General features: G+C 42.9%; 15 protein-coding genes. 3 read left to right on the forward strand and 12 right to left on the reverse strand.

Features of this window, described 5'->3' with window-relative positions:
* Positions 1-244: 244 nt before the first annotated feature.
* From bioD to ftn, 6 genes are all read right to left on the reverse strand, one after another.
* The gene (gene bioD / locus B2W49_RS08830; RefSeq protein WP_291339545.1) at positions 245-895 is read right to left on the reverse strand and encodes a dethiobiotin synthase; all 651 of its coding nucleotides are present in this window, start codon (positions 893-895) and stop codon (positions 245-247) included.
* Positions 892-1,701: a malonyl-ACP O-methyltransferase BioC gene (bioC, locus tag B2W49_RS08835; RefSeq protein ID WP_291339547.1), complete on the reverse strand. Its 810-nt coding sequence runs from the start codon at positions 1,699-1,701 to the stop codon at positions 892-894. The genes bioD and bioC overlap by 4 nt, the downstream gene beginning before the upstream one ends.
* 8 nt (positions 1,702-1,709) lie before the next feature.
* A complete protein-coding gene (locus B2W49_RS08840) occupies positions 1,710-2,867 on the reverse strand; it encodes an 8-amino-7-oxononanoate synthase (protein WP_291339549.1) in 1,158 nt (385 codons plus the stop codon).
* Complete coding sequence (bioA, locus tag B2W49_RS08845) at positions 2,864-4,147, reverse strand: adenosylmethionine--8-amino-7-oxononanoate transaminase (RefSeq protein WP_291339600.1); 1,284 nt, start codon at positions 4,145-4,147, stop codon at positions 2,864-2,866. Before bioA ends, B2W49_RS08840 begins: the two co-directional genes overlap by 4 nt.
* A 99-nt stretch (positions 4,148-4,246) precedes the next feature.
* Positions 4,247-4,978 (reverse strand): hydrolase, encoded by a 732-nt coding sequence (locus tag B2W49_RS08850; RefSeq protein WP_291339551.1) that lies wholly within the window; start codon positions 4,976-4,978, stop codon positions 4,247-4,249.
* Between the two features lie 188 nt (positions 4,979-5,166).
* Positions 5,167-5,631, reverse strand: a complete 465-nt coding sequence (gene ftn, locus B2W49_RS08855) for a heteropolymeric bacterioferritin subunit Ftn (RefSeq protein ID WP_291339554.1) — start codon at positions 5,629-5,631, stop codon at positions 5,167-5,169.
* Between the two features lie 324 nt (positions 5,632-5,955).
* Between ftn and B2W49_RS08860 the strand changes: the two genes are divergently transcribed.
* Complete coding sequence (locus B2W49_RS08860; protein ID WP_291339556.1) at positions 5,956-7,017, forward strand: SDR family oxidoreductase; 1,062 nt, start codon at positions 5,956-5,958, stop codon at positions 7,015-7,017.
* An 85-nt stretch (positions 7,018-7,102) separates the two neighbouring features.
* Here the strand turns inward: B2W49_RS08860 and ligA are convergent, their stop codons facing one another.
* The 5 genes from ligA to B2W49_RS08885 all read right to left on the reverse strand — a co-directional run bounded on the left by ligA (position 7,103) and on the right by B2W49_RS08885 (position 15,590).
* Complete coding sequence (gene ligA / locus B2W49_RS08865) at positions 7,103-9,139, reverse strand: NAD-dependent DNA ligase LigA (RefSeq protein ID WP_291339557.1); 2,037 nt, start codon at positions 9,137-9,139, stop codon at positions 7,103-7,105.
* A gap of 184 nt (positions 9,140-9,323) precedes the next feature.
* Positions 9,324-10,373 carry a cell division protein ZipA C-terminal FtsZ-binding domain-containing protein gene (locus tag B2W49_RS08870; RefSeq protein ID WP_291339558.1) on the reverse strand — a complete coding sequence of 350 codons (1,050 nt, stop codon included), beginning with the start codon at positions 10,371-10,373 and terminating at the stop codon, positions 9,324-9,326.
* A 1-nt stretch (position 10,374) separates the two neighbouring features.
* A complete protein-coding gene (smc, locus tag B2W49_RS08875; RefSeq protein WP_291339559.1) occupies positions 10,375-13,839 on the reverse strand; it encodes a chromosome segregation protein SMC in 3,465 nt (1,154 codons plus the stop codon).
* Positions 13,840-13,849: 10 nt separating this feature from the next.
* Positions 13,850-14,545 carry a GntR family transcriptional regulator gene (locus tag B2W49_RS08880; RefSeq protein WP_208011924.1) on the reverse strand — a complete coding sequence of 232 codons (696 nt, stop codon included), beginning with the start codon at positions 14,543-14,545 and terminating at the stop codon, positions 13,850-13,852.
* Between the two features lie 235 nt (positions 14,546-14,780).
* Positions 14,781-15,590: a sulfite exporter TauE/SafE family protein gene (locus B2W49_RS08885; protein WP_291339564.1), complete on the reverse strand. Its 810-nt coding sequence runs from the start codon at positions 15,588-15,590 to the stop codon at positions 14,781-14,783.
* Positions 15,591-15,618: 28 nt separating this feature from the next.
* Here B2W49_RS08885 and B2W49_RS08890 point away from each other — a divergent pair, with 28 nt between their 5' ends.
* Positions 15,619-16,386, forward strand: a complete 768-nt coding sequence (locus tag B2W49_RS08890) for a biotin--[acetyl-CoA-carboxylase] ligase (protein WP_291339565.1) — start codon at positions 15,619-15,621, stop codon at positions 16,384-16,386.
* Complete coding sequence (locus B2W49_RS08895) at positions 16,383-17,123, forward strand: type III pantothenate kinase (protein ID WP_291339567.1); 741 nt, start codon at positions 16,383-16,385, stop codon at positions 17,121-17,123. Before B2W49_RS08890 ends, B2W49_RS08895 begins: the two co-directional genes overlap by 4 nt.
* 138 nt (positions 17,124-17,261) lie before the next feature.
* On the opposite strand, the gene ffh is transcribed toward B2W49_RS08895, so the two are convergent.
* Positions 17,262-18,671: a signal recognition particle protein gene (gene ffh, locus B2W49_RS08900; RefSeq protein WP_291339569.1), complete on the reverse strand. Its 1,410-nt coding sequence runs from the start codon at positions 18,669-18,671 to the stop codon at positions 17,262-17,264.
* Between the last annotated feature and the right edge of the window lie 100 nt (positions 18,672-18,771).

Here is an 18,771-nt window from a genome sequence, read left to right on the forward strand (position 1 = left end):
GATGGTAACAGTTACGGCAACCGTGAACGTCGCCAAGATGGTAATAGCTACGGCAACCGTGAACGTCAGGATGCTAACAACTACGGCAATCGCGAGCGTCGTGACGAAAATGCACCACGTAAACCGTTTGGCAATAAAAGCTTTAAGAAATTCTAATAGCTGAATATGCCAAATTGATAAAAAAGCCACACATGAATGTGTGGCTTTTAATTGGGCAAATTTAATGGACAAAAAATAATAACCATTAGATATTCGGCAATACAGGAATTTCAATCCACTGTGCTTTTGGAAAGCTTTTTGCCAAATAATTTTTTAAATACTTGGCAGTATCTTGCGAAATTAAAGGGTCTTGTGATTCATCGTTCAAATTATATGCCAATGCATGTAAATTCAGACCACGTGTTTTTAAAGCTTCCAAACTGAGCAAAGTGTGGTTAATACTACCCAAGCGCCCAGAACTCACCAAAATGACAGGGTATTGTTTTTGCTCAATATAGTCGATGGTGAGTAGGTCTGTGGTCAGTGGCACCATGAGCCCGCCCGCACCTTCTAATAATACTGCATCATACTTTGCCGCCAGTTGCGCAGTCGCAGCCTCAATTTTAGCAAAGTCAATTTCACGACCATCAATTTGTGTAGCCAAATGCGGTGAAGCAGGATAACTAAAAATTTCAGGCATAGTGAGCTTGTCATCATCTTCAGGCAACCATTCGCTGCCCATAATTTTACGATGCTGCTCAATATCTTCTGAAACGTCTTGATTGCCCGTTTGAATCAGTTTTTGGGTAATGGTCTGAATACTATGTTCATTCATAGTCTTGGCCAAATAACCTGTGGCATAGGTTTTGCCAATCCCTGTATCAATACCACTCACAAAGTAAACTTGAGCTGTCATGGCATTCTCCGTGCAAGACAATAAATAGGATGATACGTGAGCGTATAACTTTTTTGCTGTGAGCTATGCTGCTGACTAAACTGTTCATAGCCCCGATAAAACTCGGTTAAAGTCGTTTTGTTCCAACGCTGCCCTTGCGCTGTACCCGTGACACCTGTGGCTTTTAAATGCTGCAAAATCTGTTTGGGATGTTCAAAACTTAATGATTCAAGCTGCTCTGAACAGTGTAATACTTCAAAGCCTTGCTGCTTGAGCTGTTGTTGTAACGCATCCATACTCAAATAATGTAAGCCCTGACCTGTTAATTGCTTAATTTCATTCAAGTTTTGAGGGCCAAACGTCGAAAAGCACAAATACCCTTGCGGCTTTAACGCTTGATTCGCCTTACGCAATAATGCTCCAAAATCTTCCACCCATTGCAAAGCCGAGCTTGAACAAATTAAATCCAAAGACTGTGGAAAATCGAGCTGTTCTATATCGCCAATTAAGCCATGAATTTGTGTACTAGTTGACTGGGGATTATGCAGATATGCTTGCAACACTTCGGCATATAAATCATTTAAAGTCAGGTGTTGAATTTGAAATTCACGCAGCAATAAGTCGGTTAAATTTCCCGAACCACAGCCGATTTCCAAGACGTTTTCAAAGCGAAGTTGAGATTGATCTGACAACTTTTGCTGCACAATATATTGCTGCATTTTTGCCATTAACTGCTGACAAATTTGCTGCTGCACCACAGCATGCGTTTTATAACTCTGATGTGCACGGGCAAAACGCTGTGCAACTTGTACTTTATCTATACGCATACGCACACTCAAAGCAAATCCAATAACGGCATTAAATCTACCGTTTCAAATTGCGTATTTAAACAAATCCGCAGTCTGGAACTGCCTTGTCGCACAGTCGGTGGGCGTACAGGCATCACATAAAAACCTGCCGCCTGTAATTGTTGGGCTTTGCTTACAGTTGCACTGGAGTCGCCAATAATCACAGGCACAATTTGCGAAGTAGATGGGCAAACAAAACCTTTGGCCCGAATCCCATGCTGCATATATTGGCTCAAGGCGGCCAAATGCTGACGCTGTGCCTGCATGTTCACAATCTGATTCAGCATAAACTGCGTCCATGCCATGCAAATAGGTGGCTGCGCGGTACTAAAAATTAGCGGACGCATCCGATTAATCAGGTAATCACGGATAATCGGATCACAGATCAAATATCCCCCAATCGAAGCAACGGCTTTGCCAAATGTCCCGACTAGAAAATCAATAGCATCAATCACACCATACTGTTCGGCACAACCTAAACCTTGCTGCCCACGTACGCCAATCGCATGTGCTTCATCGACATATAACATGACTTTGGCAAATTGCTGTTTCAGTGCGACCAACGCGACTAAATCAGTTTCATCACCATCCATACTAAAAATAGATTCAGTCACTACAATAATACGTTCATAATTTTCATCAGCATGATATTGCGTCAGCAATTGCTGCAAATGCGCCAAATCATTATGTCGATAACGCAAATATTTGGCAGATGACAAACGAATGCCATCAATCATGCTGGCATGTACCAGTTTATCGGCCAAAATTAGAGTTTTCGCATCTGCCAATGCAGGTAAAATACCAATATTCATGTGATAGCCGCTATTAAACAACAAGGCAGCTCGCCCATGAAATAATTGCATTAATGTAGCTTCAAGCTGTTCATAGGCAGGGAAATTTCCAGTCAGTAAACGTGATGAAGAGGCACTCATTAAACGCTGCGCATTGGGTGTTTCATCAAAAAACTGTTCACGTAAGCGCAAGTCAGAAGCTAAACCCAAATAATCATTGGAAGATAAATTCAGCATCTGCTGTTGCTGAATTTCAATCGTTTTACCTTGCTGCTGATTACTGCGAAATTGACGAAAATTACCCTGTTGGTGAAGCTGATCAAGCTGTTCTGCATAGTGATCGAGTAAACTCATGCGCTCGCTCCTTGCATCCCTGTCACCACCTCAGCCAATTGCTGTAATAAGGTATTTAGTTCTGCTACTGTAATCACATACGGCGGCATCACATAAACCAATTTACCAAATGGACGCACCCAAATACCGCGTTGCACAAATTCTTGTTGCAGGCTTTGCATATCGACAGCATGTTTAAGTTCCACCACACCAATTGCACCTAAAACCCGCACATCCTGTACCCATGCCAAATTAGCTAATGGCGTTAAATGCTGATCAAGTTGCTGCTGAATGCGTTGAATATTGGCTTGCCAGTCTTGTTCTAATAATAATTGAGTACTTTTTACTGCAACCGCGCAGGCCAGTGGATTTGCCATAAAGGTCGGGCCATGCATAAACACACCTGCCTCACCTTGCGAAATCGTTTCTGCAACATGCTTCGTAGTTAATGTGGCAGACAAGGTCATATAACCGCCTGTCAGCCCTTTGCCGATACACATAATATCGGGTTCGACCTGTGCATGTTCCCATGCAAACAGCTTGCCTGTACGCCCAAAACCTGTGGCAATTTCATCAAAAATTAACAACACATCATATTGCTCACAAAGCAATTTGGCTTGACGTAAATATTCAGGATGATAAAAGCGCATACCGCCTGCACCTTGCACAATCGGCTCAATAATCATGGCGGCAATCTGCTGATGATGCTCGGCCAAACTTTGCGCCAATTCTGCAATATCAGCAGGATTCCACTCTTGATCAAAATCTGTTTGCGGCGCAGATACAAAATAACGACGCGCTAAACTTGAACCAAAAACCTGATGCATCCCTGTGACAGGATCACAAACCGACATGGCATTCCATGTATCGCCATGATAGCCAGAACGGGTGGTAATAAAATTGGTTTTTTCAGTTTTGCCTTGTGCAGTCCAGTATTGCACCGCCATTTTCAGCGCCACTTCAACGGCGACTGAACCTGAATCTGCATAAAAAATTTTATCTAAACTCGGCGGGGTAATTTCAAGTAACAAACGCCCTAACTCAATGGCTGGGCTGTGAGTTAAACCACCGAACATGATATGTGCCATGCTGTTAAGTTGTTCGGTCACAGCACGGTTCAGTTCAGGGTGATTATAACCATGAATCGCGCACCACCACGATGACATGCCGTCAATCAATTGACGACCATCTTCAAGTTCAATGGTGCTACCAAATGCTCGCTTGACTTTGAAAGTTGGCAAAGGCTGAGTCATAGAAGTGTAAGGATGCCAAAGATGTTCACGATCAAAAGCCAAATCCATCTGTTCTGTCATCCCACCATCATCCTTGATCTTGTAAAAAACTTGATGTACTAAATCTTAAACCTGTCTGCCTACAAAATAAATTGCGAGATTTGTCACTTATACTTGAGTTGACGGATTTTTCTGTAAATATTGGCAGATTTTGCTAGTCAGCTCATTGGCATGGAACAATGGCAGACCATGTGAGCCTGGTAAAACATCTACGCTTAAAAACTTTGCAGCTAAATTTTGAAGTTTAAGTGCAACTTTGCAATCAACTAAAACATCCTGCTCGGCAAAAAGATGATACTGCTGACCTGGGTAACTTTTAAGCATCTTCACCAAGTTTAAGTTCTCCAATAAATTTAAGCCCTGTTGAAGCAAAGATTGCGGTTGCGGCTGAACCAAACTTTGTAATTGTAATAAGTCCGTTTTACTGCTGCTGACACCCTGACACACCATAAAACCAAAACGCTTTAGGGTTAGAATGGGGTCTTGTGCAAAAGATTGTTTAAACTGGGCAAACGTCGCTTGTGGCATGGCTGTATCCCAATCTGCTTGTGCAACAAAACACGGATTGGATGTAATGCTGATTAAGGTTTTATATTCTGCATATTGACTGGCAATCGCATCGACCAATAGCGTTGCCAATTGTCCACCCAATGACCAACCTATAATCACATCAAACTGACGTGCAAATTCGACCTGTTGCTGCATGACCTGCGCATCGGCAGCATTAAAAATATTGATGAGCTCAACCCGAAAACCTTGTGCGGTCAAGACTTGCTGTAACGGATTTAAGAGTGCCGTACCACCACCCCAGCCTGTAATCAATAAAATCTGTTGTTGCATGTGGCTTGCTCTCAAGTTAGAAAATCACCTCAGTATAATACTGAATCGACTCAATCAACATCTACCAAGCACCAAGACACATCCTTTAAAAAAACAATTGATATAAAGAAGCCAATCTATAAAAAACGATCTATAAAAAAACCCGATTTATCACAAATCGGGTTTTGGTTTATTTTGCTTTGATCAGATTACATTTGCGATTGAATGTAGTTTTGCAAACCAATCAATTCAATTAAACGTAATTGTTTTTCCAACCAGTAGGTATGATCTTCTTCGGTATCGGTCATTTGTTGACGCAACATATCACGGCTGACATAGTCACCCTTTTCTTCACACAATTTTACGCCTTGCGCCAATTTTTCACGCACTTCATATTCCAGTTTTAAATCGGCTTTTAAGCAAGACACCACATCTTCACCCACGTCGATGTCATCGCGCTGCATATTTGGAATACCTTCAAGGAACAATACACGACGAATTAAAGCATCGGCATGCTGCGCTTCTTCCTGCATTTCATGGTCAATGCGTTCAAAAATTTTGCTTAAACCCCAATCTTCATACATACGGGAATGAATCAAATATTGATCGCGAGCAGCCAGTTCGCCACCAATCAACATATTTAAATAGTCTACGACTTCTGGATTGCCACGCATTTGCTGTACTCCCTTTCTTAATCTAGTCATTATGACTATATTTATGCAAAATTGCAAAAGTTAATTATTGTAAACCTATGATTTTTATAAAATAAAAATGAGAAACATACGCATTTGCAATATAACTTTAAAATTCCCATATATAAAACAACTGTTTGGTAAAACTCAGCTTTAAAAATGACAATACAATGATTTTGCATCAATTTGTAAATATTGAAAGAAGCCGCACTGTGACATTCAGGTATCGTAATAAACACCCAAAAAGCAGATTTTAAAATTCAACTGCTTTATGATAATCACAAGTTCCATCACTTTCCTAAAATAATGACAAATCCAAATACATCTGCACCCATTTTAGTCACAGGCGCAACAGGCTATATTGCCAGTTGGGTCATTAAAAACCTGCTTGAACAAGGACATACTGTACATTCGACGGTACGTGATCTGAATAAAACCCACACTTTTCAACATCTGACGGATATCGCGGCAAAAAGCACAGGAAACTTAGAATTATTCCAAGCCAACTTACTTGAAGAAGGCGCTTTTGATGTTGCCATGCAAGGCTGTGAAATTGTACTGCACATGGCTTCACCTTTCGTGGTCACTAACTATAAAGATGCAATCAAAGACATTATTGAACCTGCCGTGATTGGCACCGAAAATGTGTTAAACAGCGTTAATCGTACTGCTTCGGTAAAGCGTGTGGTAGTGACTTCAAGTATTGCTGCAACCTATGGCGATGCGATTGATATTTTAACGACGACCAATAACTGTTTTGATGAAAGTCACTGGAATACCAGCAGCAGCCCAGAACATCAGCCTTATCCTTATTCAAAAGTGGCGGCAGAACGCAAAGCTTGGGAAATGGCGCAGGCACAAACCCGCTGGGATTTGGTCTGCATCAACCCTGCGTTGGTGCTTGGCCCATCTTTGACCAAAAACACTCAATCGGGTAGCGTGGAAGTGTTATTGCAGTTTGCCAATGGCATGACCTTGGCGGGCGTCCCTGCCATGTGGAATGGGATTGTTGATGTACGTGACGTGGCCGATGCTCACATTCAGGCCGCACTCAACCCAGCGGCTGAAGGGCGCTATATTGTTAGCGGTGGTACACTCAGCTTATTGGAAATGGGTAAAATTTTAGCGCAGCATTTTGGACGTAAATATCCATTCCCACGCAATCAGTTACCTAAATTTGCCTTTAAAGCCTTTGGCCCTCTACTTGGTTTTTCCCGTAAATTTGTGGAACTGAATATGGGCTACCCAATTTATTTTAATGCAGAAAAAAGTCAGCGTGAATTAGGTATGCACTACCGTAATATTGAAACCAGTTTAATCGAACATTTTCAGCAACTCATTGATGATGGTATTGTGAAAAAGCGTTAAACCCTCGACCTCTCTAAATAAAACAAAGGCATTTCATCGTTGAAGTGCCTTTGTACTTATAGTGGATAAAAATGTAGCGTGATGCTTATTCAAGTACACCATATTCTTGCATCAGCTGAATAAACTCAGCTTCATTCATGACTTGTACACCCAACTTTTCGGCTTTTTCTAGCTTTGAGCCTGCCTTCTCACCTGCAACCACACATTTGGTTTTAGCCGAAACACTGCCACTCACCCGTGCGCCCAAGGCCTGCAACAACTGTGTCGCTTCATCGCGTCCCATTTGGCTCAAGGTCCCTGTAATCACCCAGCTTTCGCCATTCAAAGGCTGACGTGTTGGTGCAATTGGAGCATCCCAATGAATGCCTGCCGCCAATAAGCGATCCAATACCTCTAAATTATGCGGTGCTTGGAAAAAGTCCAAAATCCATTCTGCGGTAATATCCCCCACATCTGGAGTTTTCTTTAATGCTTCTAAATCAGCTTCACGCAAAGCCTCTAAAGTCTGAAAAGTATTGGCAAGCATCCGTGCGGTGGTTTCTCCCACACCACGAATTCCCAAGGCATAAATAAATGCTGCCAAATTGGTTTTTTTGCTGTTTTCAATCGAATCAATCAAGTTTTGAACCGACTTTTCACCCATTTTTTCAATGCCGAGCAAGGTATCGCGGTGTTCGTGTAAATGATAAATATCGGCCACATTTTGCAGTAAGTTCAAGTGCAGTAATGACTCCACCCAACGATCACCCAAACCTTCAATATTCATGGCTTTACGCGACACAAAATGACGAATCGCTTCAATACGCTGTGCAGCACAATACAAACCGCCTGAACAACGCGCCAATGCCTCACCCTCAGGCATCACCACAGGTGAGTCACACACAGGGCATTTTTCAGGTAAATGCACTTCTTGCGCATCAGCAACGCGAAATTCCGTCCAAACTTTTTCAACTTTGGGAATGACATCACCACTACGGTAAACACTGACGGTGTCGCCTATACGTACATCCAAACGGTGAATTTCACCAATATTATGTAAAGTGACATTGGATACGGTCACACCACCTACGGCAACAGGGTTTAAACGCGCCACAGGCGTCAGCGTACCCGTACGCCCTACTTGCCAGTCAATATTCTCAATGGTGGTTAAAGCTGTAACTGCAGGGAATTTATAGGCAGTCGCCCAGCGCGGCTCACGACTTAAAAAACCCAATTGCTGCTGCTGTTTCAAATCATTGACCTTAACCACCATGCCATCAATTTCAACGCTTAAATTCGGACGCTCAAGGTTAATTTGCTCATAAGCCGCCTGAACCTCTTGAATGTGCTTACAGACAAAATGACGTTCACCAATTTCAAACCCAAACTGCTCCAACCATGCCAAACTGTCGGACATGGTACTTTGTCCATGAGGTGGCACACATTGCGCAATGCCATAAGCATAGAATGCCAAAGGACGTGATGCCGCAATATTCGGATCTAACTGACGCAAACTTCCTGCTGCTGCATTACGTGGATTGGCAAAGGCTTTTTCACCTTTAGCTGTATTTGCCGCATTGAGTTTCTCAAAACCAAGTTTTGGCATCACCACTTCACCGCGCACTTCCAAAAATTCAGGAATGGCCGTTTCTGACGCACTCAAGACTTTAGGTAAATTGCGGATGGTTTTGACGTTGTGGGTAATGTCTTCCCCTGTTTCCCCATCACCACGGGTCACACCACGCACTAAAACACCGTGCTCATACCAAAGTGAAATCGCCAGACCATCAAATTTAAGTTCGACATCGTATTCAATCTTTTGATTAGGTAAACGCTCTTCGACACGTCTTGCAAAAGCAAATAATTCTTCCTGATTAAATACATTGCCTAAAGACAACATGGGTACGGCATGCCTAACCGTAGTGAACTTCGCCAAAGGCGTGCCACCGACTTTATTGGTCGGTGTATCTGGTTGTACTAAATCTGGATGCTGTTGCTCTAGCGCTTTTAGTTGATGGAAAAGCTGATCATATTCACTGTCTGCAATTGTCGGTTGATCCATCACATAATAGGCATGATTGTGCTTGGCAAGCAGTTGAATCAATTGACGCATTTGCGCCACGACAGTTAAATCTACAGACATATTTTCCACCATAAAAAAGGGCGGTCTTGTTCCGCCCTTCAATTTTTCTATGTAGCGCATGCTACAGCTTGTATTGCTGCACACATTATAAAAATGCGGCTGTAAAGTTGCAATTTATCTTGCTGCACTCAGTTCAATTACACAGCGCTTGTAGACAACTTGTACCAAGCGCGATATCACAATTTTAAGCATGACTTGCCTGACCAGCACGATAATCGATTGCCTGATGCCGCCAGTGCTCACGTAATTGTGGGGTAAATTCTAAATGATTTTGGTCATACACCGTTCCATCAATTTCACGTGCAATCAGTCCTGAAATGCTGACCATGGTGTCAAAGGCATTTTGCACATCGCTGTGTGGCAAAGCGAGGAAAAAAGCTAAACCTTTGACTTGTTCGGTAGATAAAGTTTCTAAATCAAAACCATCTGCGCCTTCATCATTAATTTGCAAAACTGAAAATAATAATTTTGTGCCATCTTCGTTATAACGATGGAAGCATGACATTTCACCAAAACGCAAACCGTATTTGATCAAAACTTTTAAGGCTTTATCGCCCGAAAGTATGCGACGTTCAGGAAAGACATTCAGCGCGATAAAAGATTCAGCTGTTGCCAAGGCACTTTCTTCATCCATGATTTTTTGTTCATGTAAGTGTGAATCTAAAATGCTGCTTTCTTCATTAAAGTCAGAAATTTTAGCAGTTTCAATGTGTTGATTCAGGCTGTATTCAGTCGAAGCTTTGTTTTGCTCAGCAGTCTGTGCATTCGGTTCAGTTTCTGCAATCACTTGCTGAATTTCATCCGATAATGAATATTCTGGAGTTTCCGCTGACGGGCTTGATGTGTCTTGTGCGACTTCAGACTGCAATGCTTTTGTAGATGATTCAAGCTCAGAAGTTTCTATACCTGCCTGCAAACTCGGTTCAGCTTTGTCGGTTTCGGCACTTGAAGAAGCTACAATATCATCTGTTAAAGCCTGTGGTTCAGACTTGATAGGCGTCTCTGGTGCAACTTCATCTGCTGTTAAAGTCGGCTCCACACGTGGTGGCTTAGCGTCGCTTTGCAATTGGTCACGTACATGGCGTGGAATAATCGGTTGTTGACAATCTTCATTGAACTGCAATTCAGAATCCAAAGACGGTGCTGAGTCTGTAGGTTTTTTTAGAATCATTTTCAAACCAAACGCCATGATCACAATAGCGATGACAATTCCAACGATTGTGGTGATTTCCATATTATGCCTCCGCGACTAGGCCGTATTCTGCGGCTTCTTCTAAATTTACGGTTACTAATTTTGAGGTTCCCGGTTCAGGCATGGTAACACCTAAGAGGTCGGTTGCCATCGTCATAGCAAGTTTATTATGTGTAATGTAAATGAATTGCACTTGTTCAGAAAGTTCTTTTACTAAATTACAAAAGCGTCCAACGTTGGCATCATCCAGCGGCGCATCAACTTCATCGAGTACGCAAAATGGCGCTGGGTTTAAACGGAAGATTGCAAAAACCAAAGCCAAAGCTGTCAGGGCTTTTTCGCCCCCTGAAAGTAAGGCCAAAGAACTGTTGCGCTTACCTGGTGGACGCGCCATCAATTTGACCCCAGATTGCCAGTCATCTTCCAAGCTCAGACTGGCTTCACCGCCATTAAAGACTTTAGGAAACAGCTCCTGCAATTCGGTATTGACCTGATCAAAGGTGTTCATAAACAGTTTACGGGTTTCCTGATCAATACTTTTCATTGCCGCCTGCAACTGTGAAACAGTATTTTGCAAGTCTTCAATTTGATGGCTTAATTCTGCAAAACGAGCGGTGACCTCTTCATATTCTTCCGAAGCTGCCAAATTGACCGCCCCCAATTTATCAAACTGTTGCTGTGCTTTCGCCAGTTTTTGTTGATGCGCGGCAACATCAATCTGCAAACCTGTGATGATCTCGCTGTTTAAATCTTTTAATTGTTCAGAATAATGCTGATAGTCCGACTTTGCCGACTGCCATGCCAAGCGTTTTTCTTCAAGTTTGGCACGTAATTGTTCGTCTTGCTGCTGTTGCTGCTGCCGCTGTTCGGTCAGTTGCTGCTGCTTAGATTGCACTCTGTTCAATTCCACTTGCCATTCCTGCCAAGATTTTTGCAGCTTTTCAGTCTGTTGCTGCTGCTCTGAAAACTGAGTTTCCAAAGCAGGCAATTCCAACTGAACAGGATCGACAAACTTTTTGGCTTGTTCCATTTGCGCCACAATTTGTTGATATTGTGCTTTTAAGAAAGTGGCATCTTTTTCTAACAGCTCAATTTGCTGCTGAGATTGTACCGCCTGACGACGTAACAGCTCCACTTCTTGTTGTTGCTGCTGAAATTGCTGCTGTGAAGTATCGAGTTGTTCATTCAGCTGCTCGACCTGAAATTGCAAGGTTTTATACTGCGGCAAAGCTTGCTCAAGTTTAAAAGCCAAAGCATGCAAATCAATTTCTAGATCATCTTTTTGCATGGCATCTTCTTCGAGCTGCTCATCTAATTGTGCCAATTGATGCTGTAATTGCTGTTGCTGCACCGCAAAAGCCTGTGCCGCACTTTCAGCTTTCGCCATTTGTACATCTAGCGTTTGCAGAGCTTGCTGCTGCTGTTTGAGTTGTTGCTGTTGTTGCTGCAATTGCTGCTGCAACTGTTGTACTTGTTGCTGCAATTCAGGCAGTTGCTGTTCTGCTTGCTCATATTGTGGCAGTTGCTGCGCCAACGTCTGTTCAATTTCATCCAAGCGAATCCGATGACTTAATGCCCCTTGCCCAGCCTGTGCGGCTTCATCATAAAACAGCCCGATTACCCAATCTGGTCCGACATGATAACCATCTAAACTGAGGATAGACTGCCCTGCCTGCAGTTGCGTTTGCAAAGCCAAAGCCTGCGATAAACTTTCTGTAATTGCGACACTTTGCCACAAACTACTTTGCGGTGACGCAATCCAGTCACTGAGGGACTCACACCCCGAAAGCTGTATTTTTGATGTTTTCGAGTCTACCCCTACATGGACTTTTAACTGACGTGCGCAGCTGTCCTGAAATTCTGTATCTGCCTCTACCACCTGCGCAGATAACCATTTAGCCAAGAACTTTTCAATTAAATTGGCATGTGGTTTCGCCACATCTGCAAGTTGTAATACTTGCATCAACTGCACTACATTGGCTTGGGCTTTTGGACTTTGCTTAATGAGCAATTGATTGAGGTTTTTCTGTTCTGACTGCAAAATCTGAATCTCAGATTTTAAGGTCGCACACTGTGCTTTGTGCTCATTATAGTTGGTCTGCAAGGTGGCGAGTTGCTGAGTACTGTCTTGAATATTCTGTTGTAGTGTCAGTATTTCAGCCTGCAAGCGCGTCTTTTCGTCCTGTAGTTGTTGCATTCCCTCTTGCTGATCTTGCGGCTGAATTTGTGCAAACTGCTGTGTCAAGATTTGTTTTTGCTGCTCAATACGGCTGATGTTTTTCGCCAGTTGCTCACTTTGAGCCTGCATGTGCACATACTTTTGTTGTTGCTGTTCTACTTGTGCTTTGACTTGCGCATATTGTGCAGTTTGAGTGTGTTGCTGCGCTTTTAAATCTTGAAATTGCTGGCTCTGCTGCTGCGCCAAATGATCTTGCTGCTGTAGATTTTCCTGTTGGTTTTCTTGCTGATCAACCAGACTCTCTAGCTGCAATTCAATCAGTTGTAAACGCTCTTTGGTTTGTGCTTTTTGTTGTTCAAGCTGCGATAAAGTCGCGGTATTTTGCTGAAACAAACTTTGTTTTTGTTCCAAAGTCATTTTCAGTTCAGCCAGTTTCTTTTCTGCCTGTTGCCACTCTTGCTGTAGCGGTGTCGATTGCTGAATCAAACGCTGAAACAACTCACTGGTTGCAGTTAAGTCATGTTCCAAAGTGGTCAGCTCAGCGCGCACCAATTTAAAGCTTTCCCCCAACTCATTCATACTCAGAGTGTATTCTTGCTGTAAACGCGCGCTTTGTTCACACTGAAAAGACAACACTTCGACTTTAACGGTGCGAATTTCGCTCTCAAGTGCTTTGTATTGAATTGCTGTTTCTGACTGACGTTTTAAGGTTTTCAGCTGCGATTTTAGTTCCGAAGCAATATCTTCCAAACGCGCCAAATTCTGCGTGGTGTGATCCAAATGCAGCATGGTTTCACGACGACGTGCCTGATAACGTGACACGCCTGCCGCTTCTTCAATAAACACCCGCATTTCTTCAGGTTTTGCATCGACCAAACGGTTGATCATACCCTGTTCAATAATTGCATAAGAACGTGGGCCTAAACCTGTACCCAGAAAAATATCGGTGATGTCACGACGACGACACTTGGTTCCATTTAAAAAATATTCAGACTTACCATCACGGTTCACCTGCCGACGTACAGACAGTTCATTATAGGCATTATAAGCACCGCCCAATTTACCATAGGTATTGTCAAAACGCAGTTCAACACTAGCTACACCAACAGGTTTGCGTTTGGCTGTTCCTGTAAAAATCACGTCCTGCATACTGCCGCCACGCAATTGGCGCGCGCTAGATTCGCCCATCACCCAACGAATGGCATCAATCACATTGGATTTACCACAACCATTCGGCCCCACCACAGCGGTACGGTTGGCCTTAAAATGTAAGGTCGTACTGTCGGCAAAAGATTTGAAGCCAGAAAGTTTTAAACTGCTTAAACGCATAATGTCCCAATTAACGGCGTGAACGTCTTGCCCATGCAAGCTCGATCTGTTTCATACGGGTCAGAGATTCCAACACCAAGTTGCGCAAGTGTCGGCAAAAATCTTCCATAAATAAAGTGGCTTGTTGTGATTTTCTGCTTAAAATTGCATCACTCACCAGTTTAAATAATTCAAAAGATTCTTGTAACTCCCGACGTGAAGTATTTAAGGTCAAAAAGTAACTGCGTCTTAATGATGGCAATAACTCTTGATAGAACTTCATTAAGTATAAATTTCCCACCATATCAGGCTGCTGCGCCAGATATTGAAAAATTAGATCATAAAATTTTTCGGTATTTCCCAAACGGCATTGCTCTGCCAGTTGCAGCAAAAGTTGTTGTAAGGCTTCGGCTTCGTGTATGCGCCACGTATCAGCTATACGCTGCACAATATAGCCTAATAACAAACTGCTGCTGTCAAACAAAGCACGGACTTGCTGTGCCGACATTTCCGACACAATTGCACCACGACGTGGAAAAATTTCTATCAGATGAGTACGTTGCAATAACAATAAGGCTTCACGTACCGAACCACGACTCACGTCTAGTTCTTTGGCGATGCGCAATTCCTGAATACGCTCACCTTCAACCAAATCACCGCTAATAATCTGTTCTGCGATGTGTCGGGCAATTTGTTCCGATAAACTTTCTGATTCTTGTTGTTGCATACTGTTCCTATCTTGTTTTTATAAGATGCAGTGATGAAAATTCGGAGTCACACTCATTTAGGTCATTTCAGGTCATCCCTTGACTGCAAGCATCGCTCCGATACAAGCATCTTTCTTTTTACTGCGAAACAGATCACAACGCCATGACATTGTCCGACAATTTCATGGCGCTAGAGCCAATTTTACACGACTTAAAACAAAACACGGCTTTAAACAAAGAAAGTAGCGACTCAACTTAGAAAAATACCCGCATGCCCTGATATACAAAATAACACCCAACGGTGGTGAGCAAGCAGGCAAAACATTTTTGTAACATCGCTGGCGATAACAAATGCGCCACTTTTGCACCGAGTTTGGCGGTAATAAAGCTCGTCACACTAATGCCAATAAACGCATATATGTGGATATAACCAATAGTATTAGGTACTGCAACTTCGGCTTGCTGACCAAACCACATAAAGCCTAATGCACCCGCCACTGCAATTGGCAAACCGCAAGCCGCTGAGGTTGCTACCGCTTTTTGCATGACCACGCCGTAACGGTTTAAGTACGGCACTGTTAAACTGCCACCGCCAATCCCAAAAATTGCAGAGGCAATGCCAATCCCACCACCCGCCATGACTTGCTTGGCGGTTGAAGGCAAATGATGTGAAGGATCAACCGCGATATTTGCGCCTCTAAACATCTTAAAAGCCACCCACAGCGCAAAACCACCAATCAACAACTGTAAGCCTTGCCCCGAAAGGAAATCGGCAATACCCGCACCAACAAATGCACCTACAATTAAACCAGGTGCAAGATTACAAAATACAGACCACATCACCGCACCTTTTTTATGATGTGCCGTGACTGAGCTGATCGAAGTTACAATAATGGTTGCCAATGATGTTCCCACTGCCATGTGCATTAACACCGATGGGTCATAATTAAGTTGAGTGAACACAATGTATAAAATTGGCACAATAATTAAGCCACCACCGACACCAAACAGCCCTGCTGCAAATCCAGCAATTGCACCAATCAATAAATATATGATTAACTCCATAAATATATTCCACTATTTGTAAATTCGTATGGATGTAGAAACCCGAGAACTGCAACAACAACTCACAGAAGCAGGACAGCTTCCAGAAGTACTCATTCTGAAGCCGATTACCACTTCCACCAATGATGATGTACGGGAAATTGCACAAAAAGGTGTGCAGAGTGTCTTGGTGTGTAGTACTAGACAAACGCATGGTCGAGGACAACGTCAACGGCAATGGGTATCACCCGAAGGGAACATCTATTTAAGCACATTGCTAAATTTACGAACACCTGTAAATGGGCGTTTGGCTTTAGAAATTGCGTTAAATATCTTGCAAATGCCGAGTCTACTGGCGCTGAATCTACAAGTAAAATGGCCAAATGACTTATACAGCCCACAAGGCAAATGGGGCGGCATCTTAATTGAGCCAATTTCTGCACAGCAAGTCATTGTTGGGGTTGGGCTTAATCTTGCTCCTGTCAACTCACCCGTTATTGATCAAAAAACCACATCCCTGACTGAACTAGGTTTGGTATCTCTTGACCGTGTTCGCCTGATTGCAGAGCTTTATCTTGCCATTCAACAAGCCTGCGACTGGTTTAATCACGATTGTTATAATTTGGCCTCCCGCTTCAATCATCATGCCGCATTTATGCGACAAACAGTTGAGTTTGAACATTTTAAAGGCAGCTGTCAGGGTACTTTTTTAGGCATTCAGGATGATGGCGCGGTGCAAATTGAAACGGCACAAGGACTTGAAATTTTTTATCAGGGACGTTTACGCCCTGTCGATCTTGCCGAGTCATGTTTATGAAAAATTTATGGCTAGATATTGGCAATACGCGCCTGAAATACTGGGTTACAGAACAAGACCGCATCATCGAACATGAAGCAGAATTGCATTTACAATCTCCTGCCGATTTGTTGCTGGGTTTGATTCAACACTTTAAAAGTCTGAATGTGCATAAAGTTGGCGTGTCGTCAGTACAAGATCAAAAGAATAATCAACGCATTCAATTGATTTTAAAAACCCTGAATGTGCCTGTGATTTATGCCAAAGTACATGCAGATTATGCAGGTTTGCATTGTGAATATGATATTCAACAACTGGGGATAGACCGCTGGCTACAAGTGCTTGCTGTGGCAAATGATCCACAAGAAAATTATTGTGTCATTAGTTGTGGTACCGCACTCACTATTGATTTAGCGGATGGACTGACGCATTTTGGCGGTTATATTTTACCCAATTTATATTTGCAACGTGATGCACTGATTCAAAATACTAAAGGCATTAAAATTCCCGATGCTGCTTTTGATGAGCTCACACCAGGACGCAGCACCATTGATGCCGTCCATCATGGTATTTTACTCGGCTTGCTAAGCACCATCGAGCATGTGATTCGACAGTCACCACGCAAACTGATTTTAACAGGTGGCGATGCCCCGTTGTTTGCCAAATTCTTGCAGCAATATCAACCGCAGGTTGAGCAAGATTTATTGCTCAAAGGTCTGCAGCGTTATATTCAATATGCAACACATGAAGTGCAATAATGCTAAACATTGCTCGCATCTGTGCTGATCAGTCTTGCTGTGTAGCTGTAATCTACGAATAAAGAACAACAAAAAAGCAGGCACATTTTTATACACCTGCTTTTTTAACACTTAACTTCTAAGGTGTTTTTAAAACAATTATTTCTTAGTTGGGTCGTTACTACCAAACAATGGCCCCATACCGCCACCACTGAATTGCTTTTGTAAACCACCCAATGAACGCATCATTTTTGCCATGCCCGATGGATTGGCAAATTTTTTCATCATTTTTGCCATTTGTGCATGTTGCTTGATCAGCTTATTCACTTCTGACACATCCATACCACAACCCGCAGCAATACGTTTTTTACGGCTTGGATTCATCAGGTCTGGGTTACGACGCTCTTTGATGGTCATCGACTGGATAATCGCTTCCATCTTTTTCACTTGCTTTTCAGGATTGGCTTGGGCAATCGCATCTTGAATACCTGAATTGCTCATGCCAGGCAACTTGTCCAAGAAGCCCATCATGCCGCCCATTTTGTTCATTTGCTCAAACTGCATCAGCATATCTTCAAAGTTGAAGCTACCGCCTTTTTGCAGTTTTTTCGCCATTTTTTCGGCTTTTTCTTTGTCGATTTTACGTTCAACTTCTTCGACCAAAGACAGCACGTCACCCATGCCCAAAATACGTTGTGCAACACGTTCAGGGTGGAATGGCTCTAGGGCATCGAGTTTTTCACCCATCCCCAAGAATTTAATTGGTTTACCTGTAATCGCACGAACTGAAAGTGCAGCACCACCACGCGCATCACCATCAGTTTTAGTCAGGATTACACCCGTTAATGGCAAAGCATCATTAAAGGCTTTAGCGGTATTTGCCGCATCCTGCCCCGTCATGGCATCAACCACGAACAAAGTTTCAGTCGGTTTAATCGCTGAGTGTAATGCTTTAATTTCGTCCATCATGTCATCATCGACATGCAGACGACCTGCGGTATCGACAATCAAAACATCAGCAAACTGAATTTTTGCCTGCTCGATAGCACGATTGGCAATATCGACAGGGTTTTCATTGGCATTTGAGTCAAAGAAAATCGCACCCACTTCACCAGCAACTGTTTGTAACTGTTTAATCGCTGCAGGACGGTAAACGTCGGCAGACACCATCGCCACTTTTTTCTTTTGACGTTCTTGTAAAAAACGTGCCAATTTTGCAGCTGTGGTGGTTTTACCCGCACCCTGCAAACCTGCCAACAACACCACAACTGGTGGCTTGGCAGCAAGGTCAAGGCTTTCATTGGCCTCGCCCATCATTTTTGTGAGTTCGTCATAGACAATTTTGACGAACGCCTGACCAGGCGATAACTGAGTCATGACTTCCTGACCCAATGCCTCTTCCTTAACTTTCGCGATGAATTCACGAGTTACAGGTAACGCCACATCGGCTTCAAGAAGTGCCATACGTACTTCACGTAACGTATCTTTAATATTGTCTTCGGTTAGCTGCCCTGAGCCAGTAACATTTCTTAAACTCTGCGTGAGTCGTTCTGTTAAGGTATCAAACATTGCAAATTCCGCTTAAAATAGCCATTAGCAAAAAAATGTTTCTTTAAAATAGAAAATTTATGCACAAGATGCTATAGGATACTGTAGTTCGCATCGAATT

This window comes from Acinetobacter sp. UBA801 (genome assembly GCA_002296655.1).
Classification (GTDB): Bacteria; Pseudomonadota; Gammaproteobacteria; order Pseudomonadales; family Moraxellaceae; genus Acinetobacter.

Excerpts from the sequence above, each read along its gene's own strand:
- bioD (WP_291339545.1), bottom strand. The coding sequence starts at position 895 with ATGACAGCTCAAGTTTACTTTGTGAGTGGTATTGATACAGGGATTGGC.
- bioC (WP_291339547.1), bottom strand. The coding sequence starts at position 1,701 with ATGCGTATAGATAAAGTACAAGTTGCACAGCGTTTTGCCCGTGCACAT.
- B2W49_RS08840 (WP_291339549.1), bottom strand. The coding sequence starts at position 2,867 with ATGAGTTTACTCGATCACTATGCAGAACAGCTTGATCAGCTTCACCAA.
- bioA (WP_291339600.1), bottom strand. The coding sequence starts at position 4,147 with ATGGATTTGGCTTTTGATCGTGAACATCTTTGGCATCCTTACACTTCT.
- B2W49_RS08850 (WP_291339551.1), bottom strand. The coding sequence starts at position 4,978 with ATGCAACAACAGATTTTATTGATTACAGGCTGGGGTGGTGGTACGGCA.
- ftn (WP_291339554.1), bottom strand. The coding sequence starts at position 5,631 with ATGCGTGGCAATCCAGAAGTCGTAGACTATTTAAATATGTTGATTGGT.
- B2W49_RS08860 (WP_291339556.1), top strand. The coding sequence starts at position 5,956 with ATGACAAATCCAAATACATCTGCACCCATTTTAGTCACAGGCGCAACA.
- ligA (WP_291339557.1), bottom strand. The coding sequence starts at position 9,139 with ATGTCTGTAGATTTAACTGTCGTGGCGCAAATGCGTCAATTGATTCAA.
- B2W49_RS08870 (WP_291339558.1), bottom strand. The coding sequence starts at position 10,373 with ATGGAAATCACCACAATCGTTGGAATTGTCATCGCTATTGTGATCATG.
- smc (WP_291339559.1), bottom strand. The coding sequence starts at position 13,839 with ATGCGTTTAAGCAGTTTAAAACTTTCTGGCTTCAAATCTTTTGCCGAC.
- B2W49_RS08880 (WP_208011924.1), bottom strand. The coding sequence starts at position 14,545 with ATGCAACAACAAGAATCAGAAAGTTTATCGGAACAAATTGCCCGACAC.
- B2W49_RS08885 (WP_291339564.1), bottom strand. The coding sequence starts at position 15,590 with ATGGAGTTAATCATATATTTATTGATTGGTGCAATTGCTGGATTTGCA.
- B2W49_RS08890 (WP_291339565.1), top strand. The coding sequence starts at position 15,619 with ATGGATGTAGAAACCCGAGAACTGCAACAACAACTCACAGAAGCAGGA.
- B2W49_RS08895 (WP_291339567.1), top strand. The coding sequence starts at position 16,383 with ATGAAAAATTTATGGCTAGATATTGGCAATACGCGCCTGAAATACTGG.
- ffh (WP_291339569.1), bottom strand. The coding sequence starts at position 18,671 with ATGTTTGATACCTTAACAGAACGACTCACGCAGAGTTTAAGAAATGTT.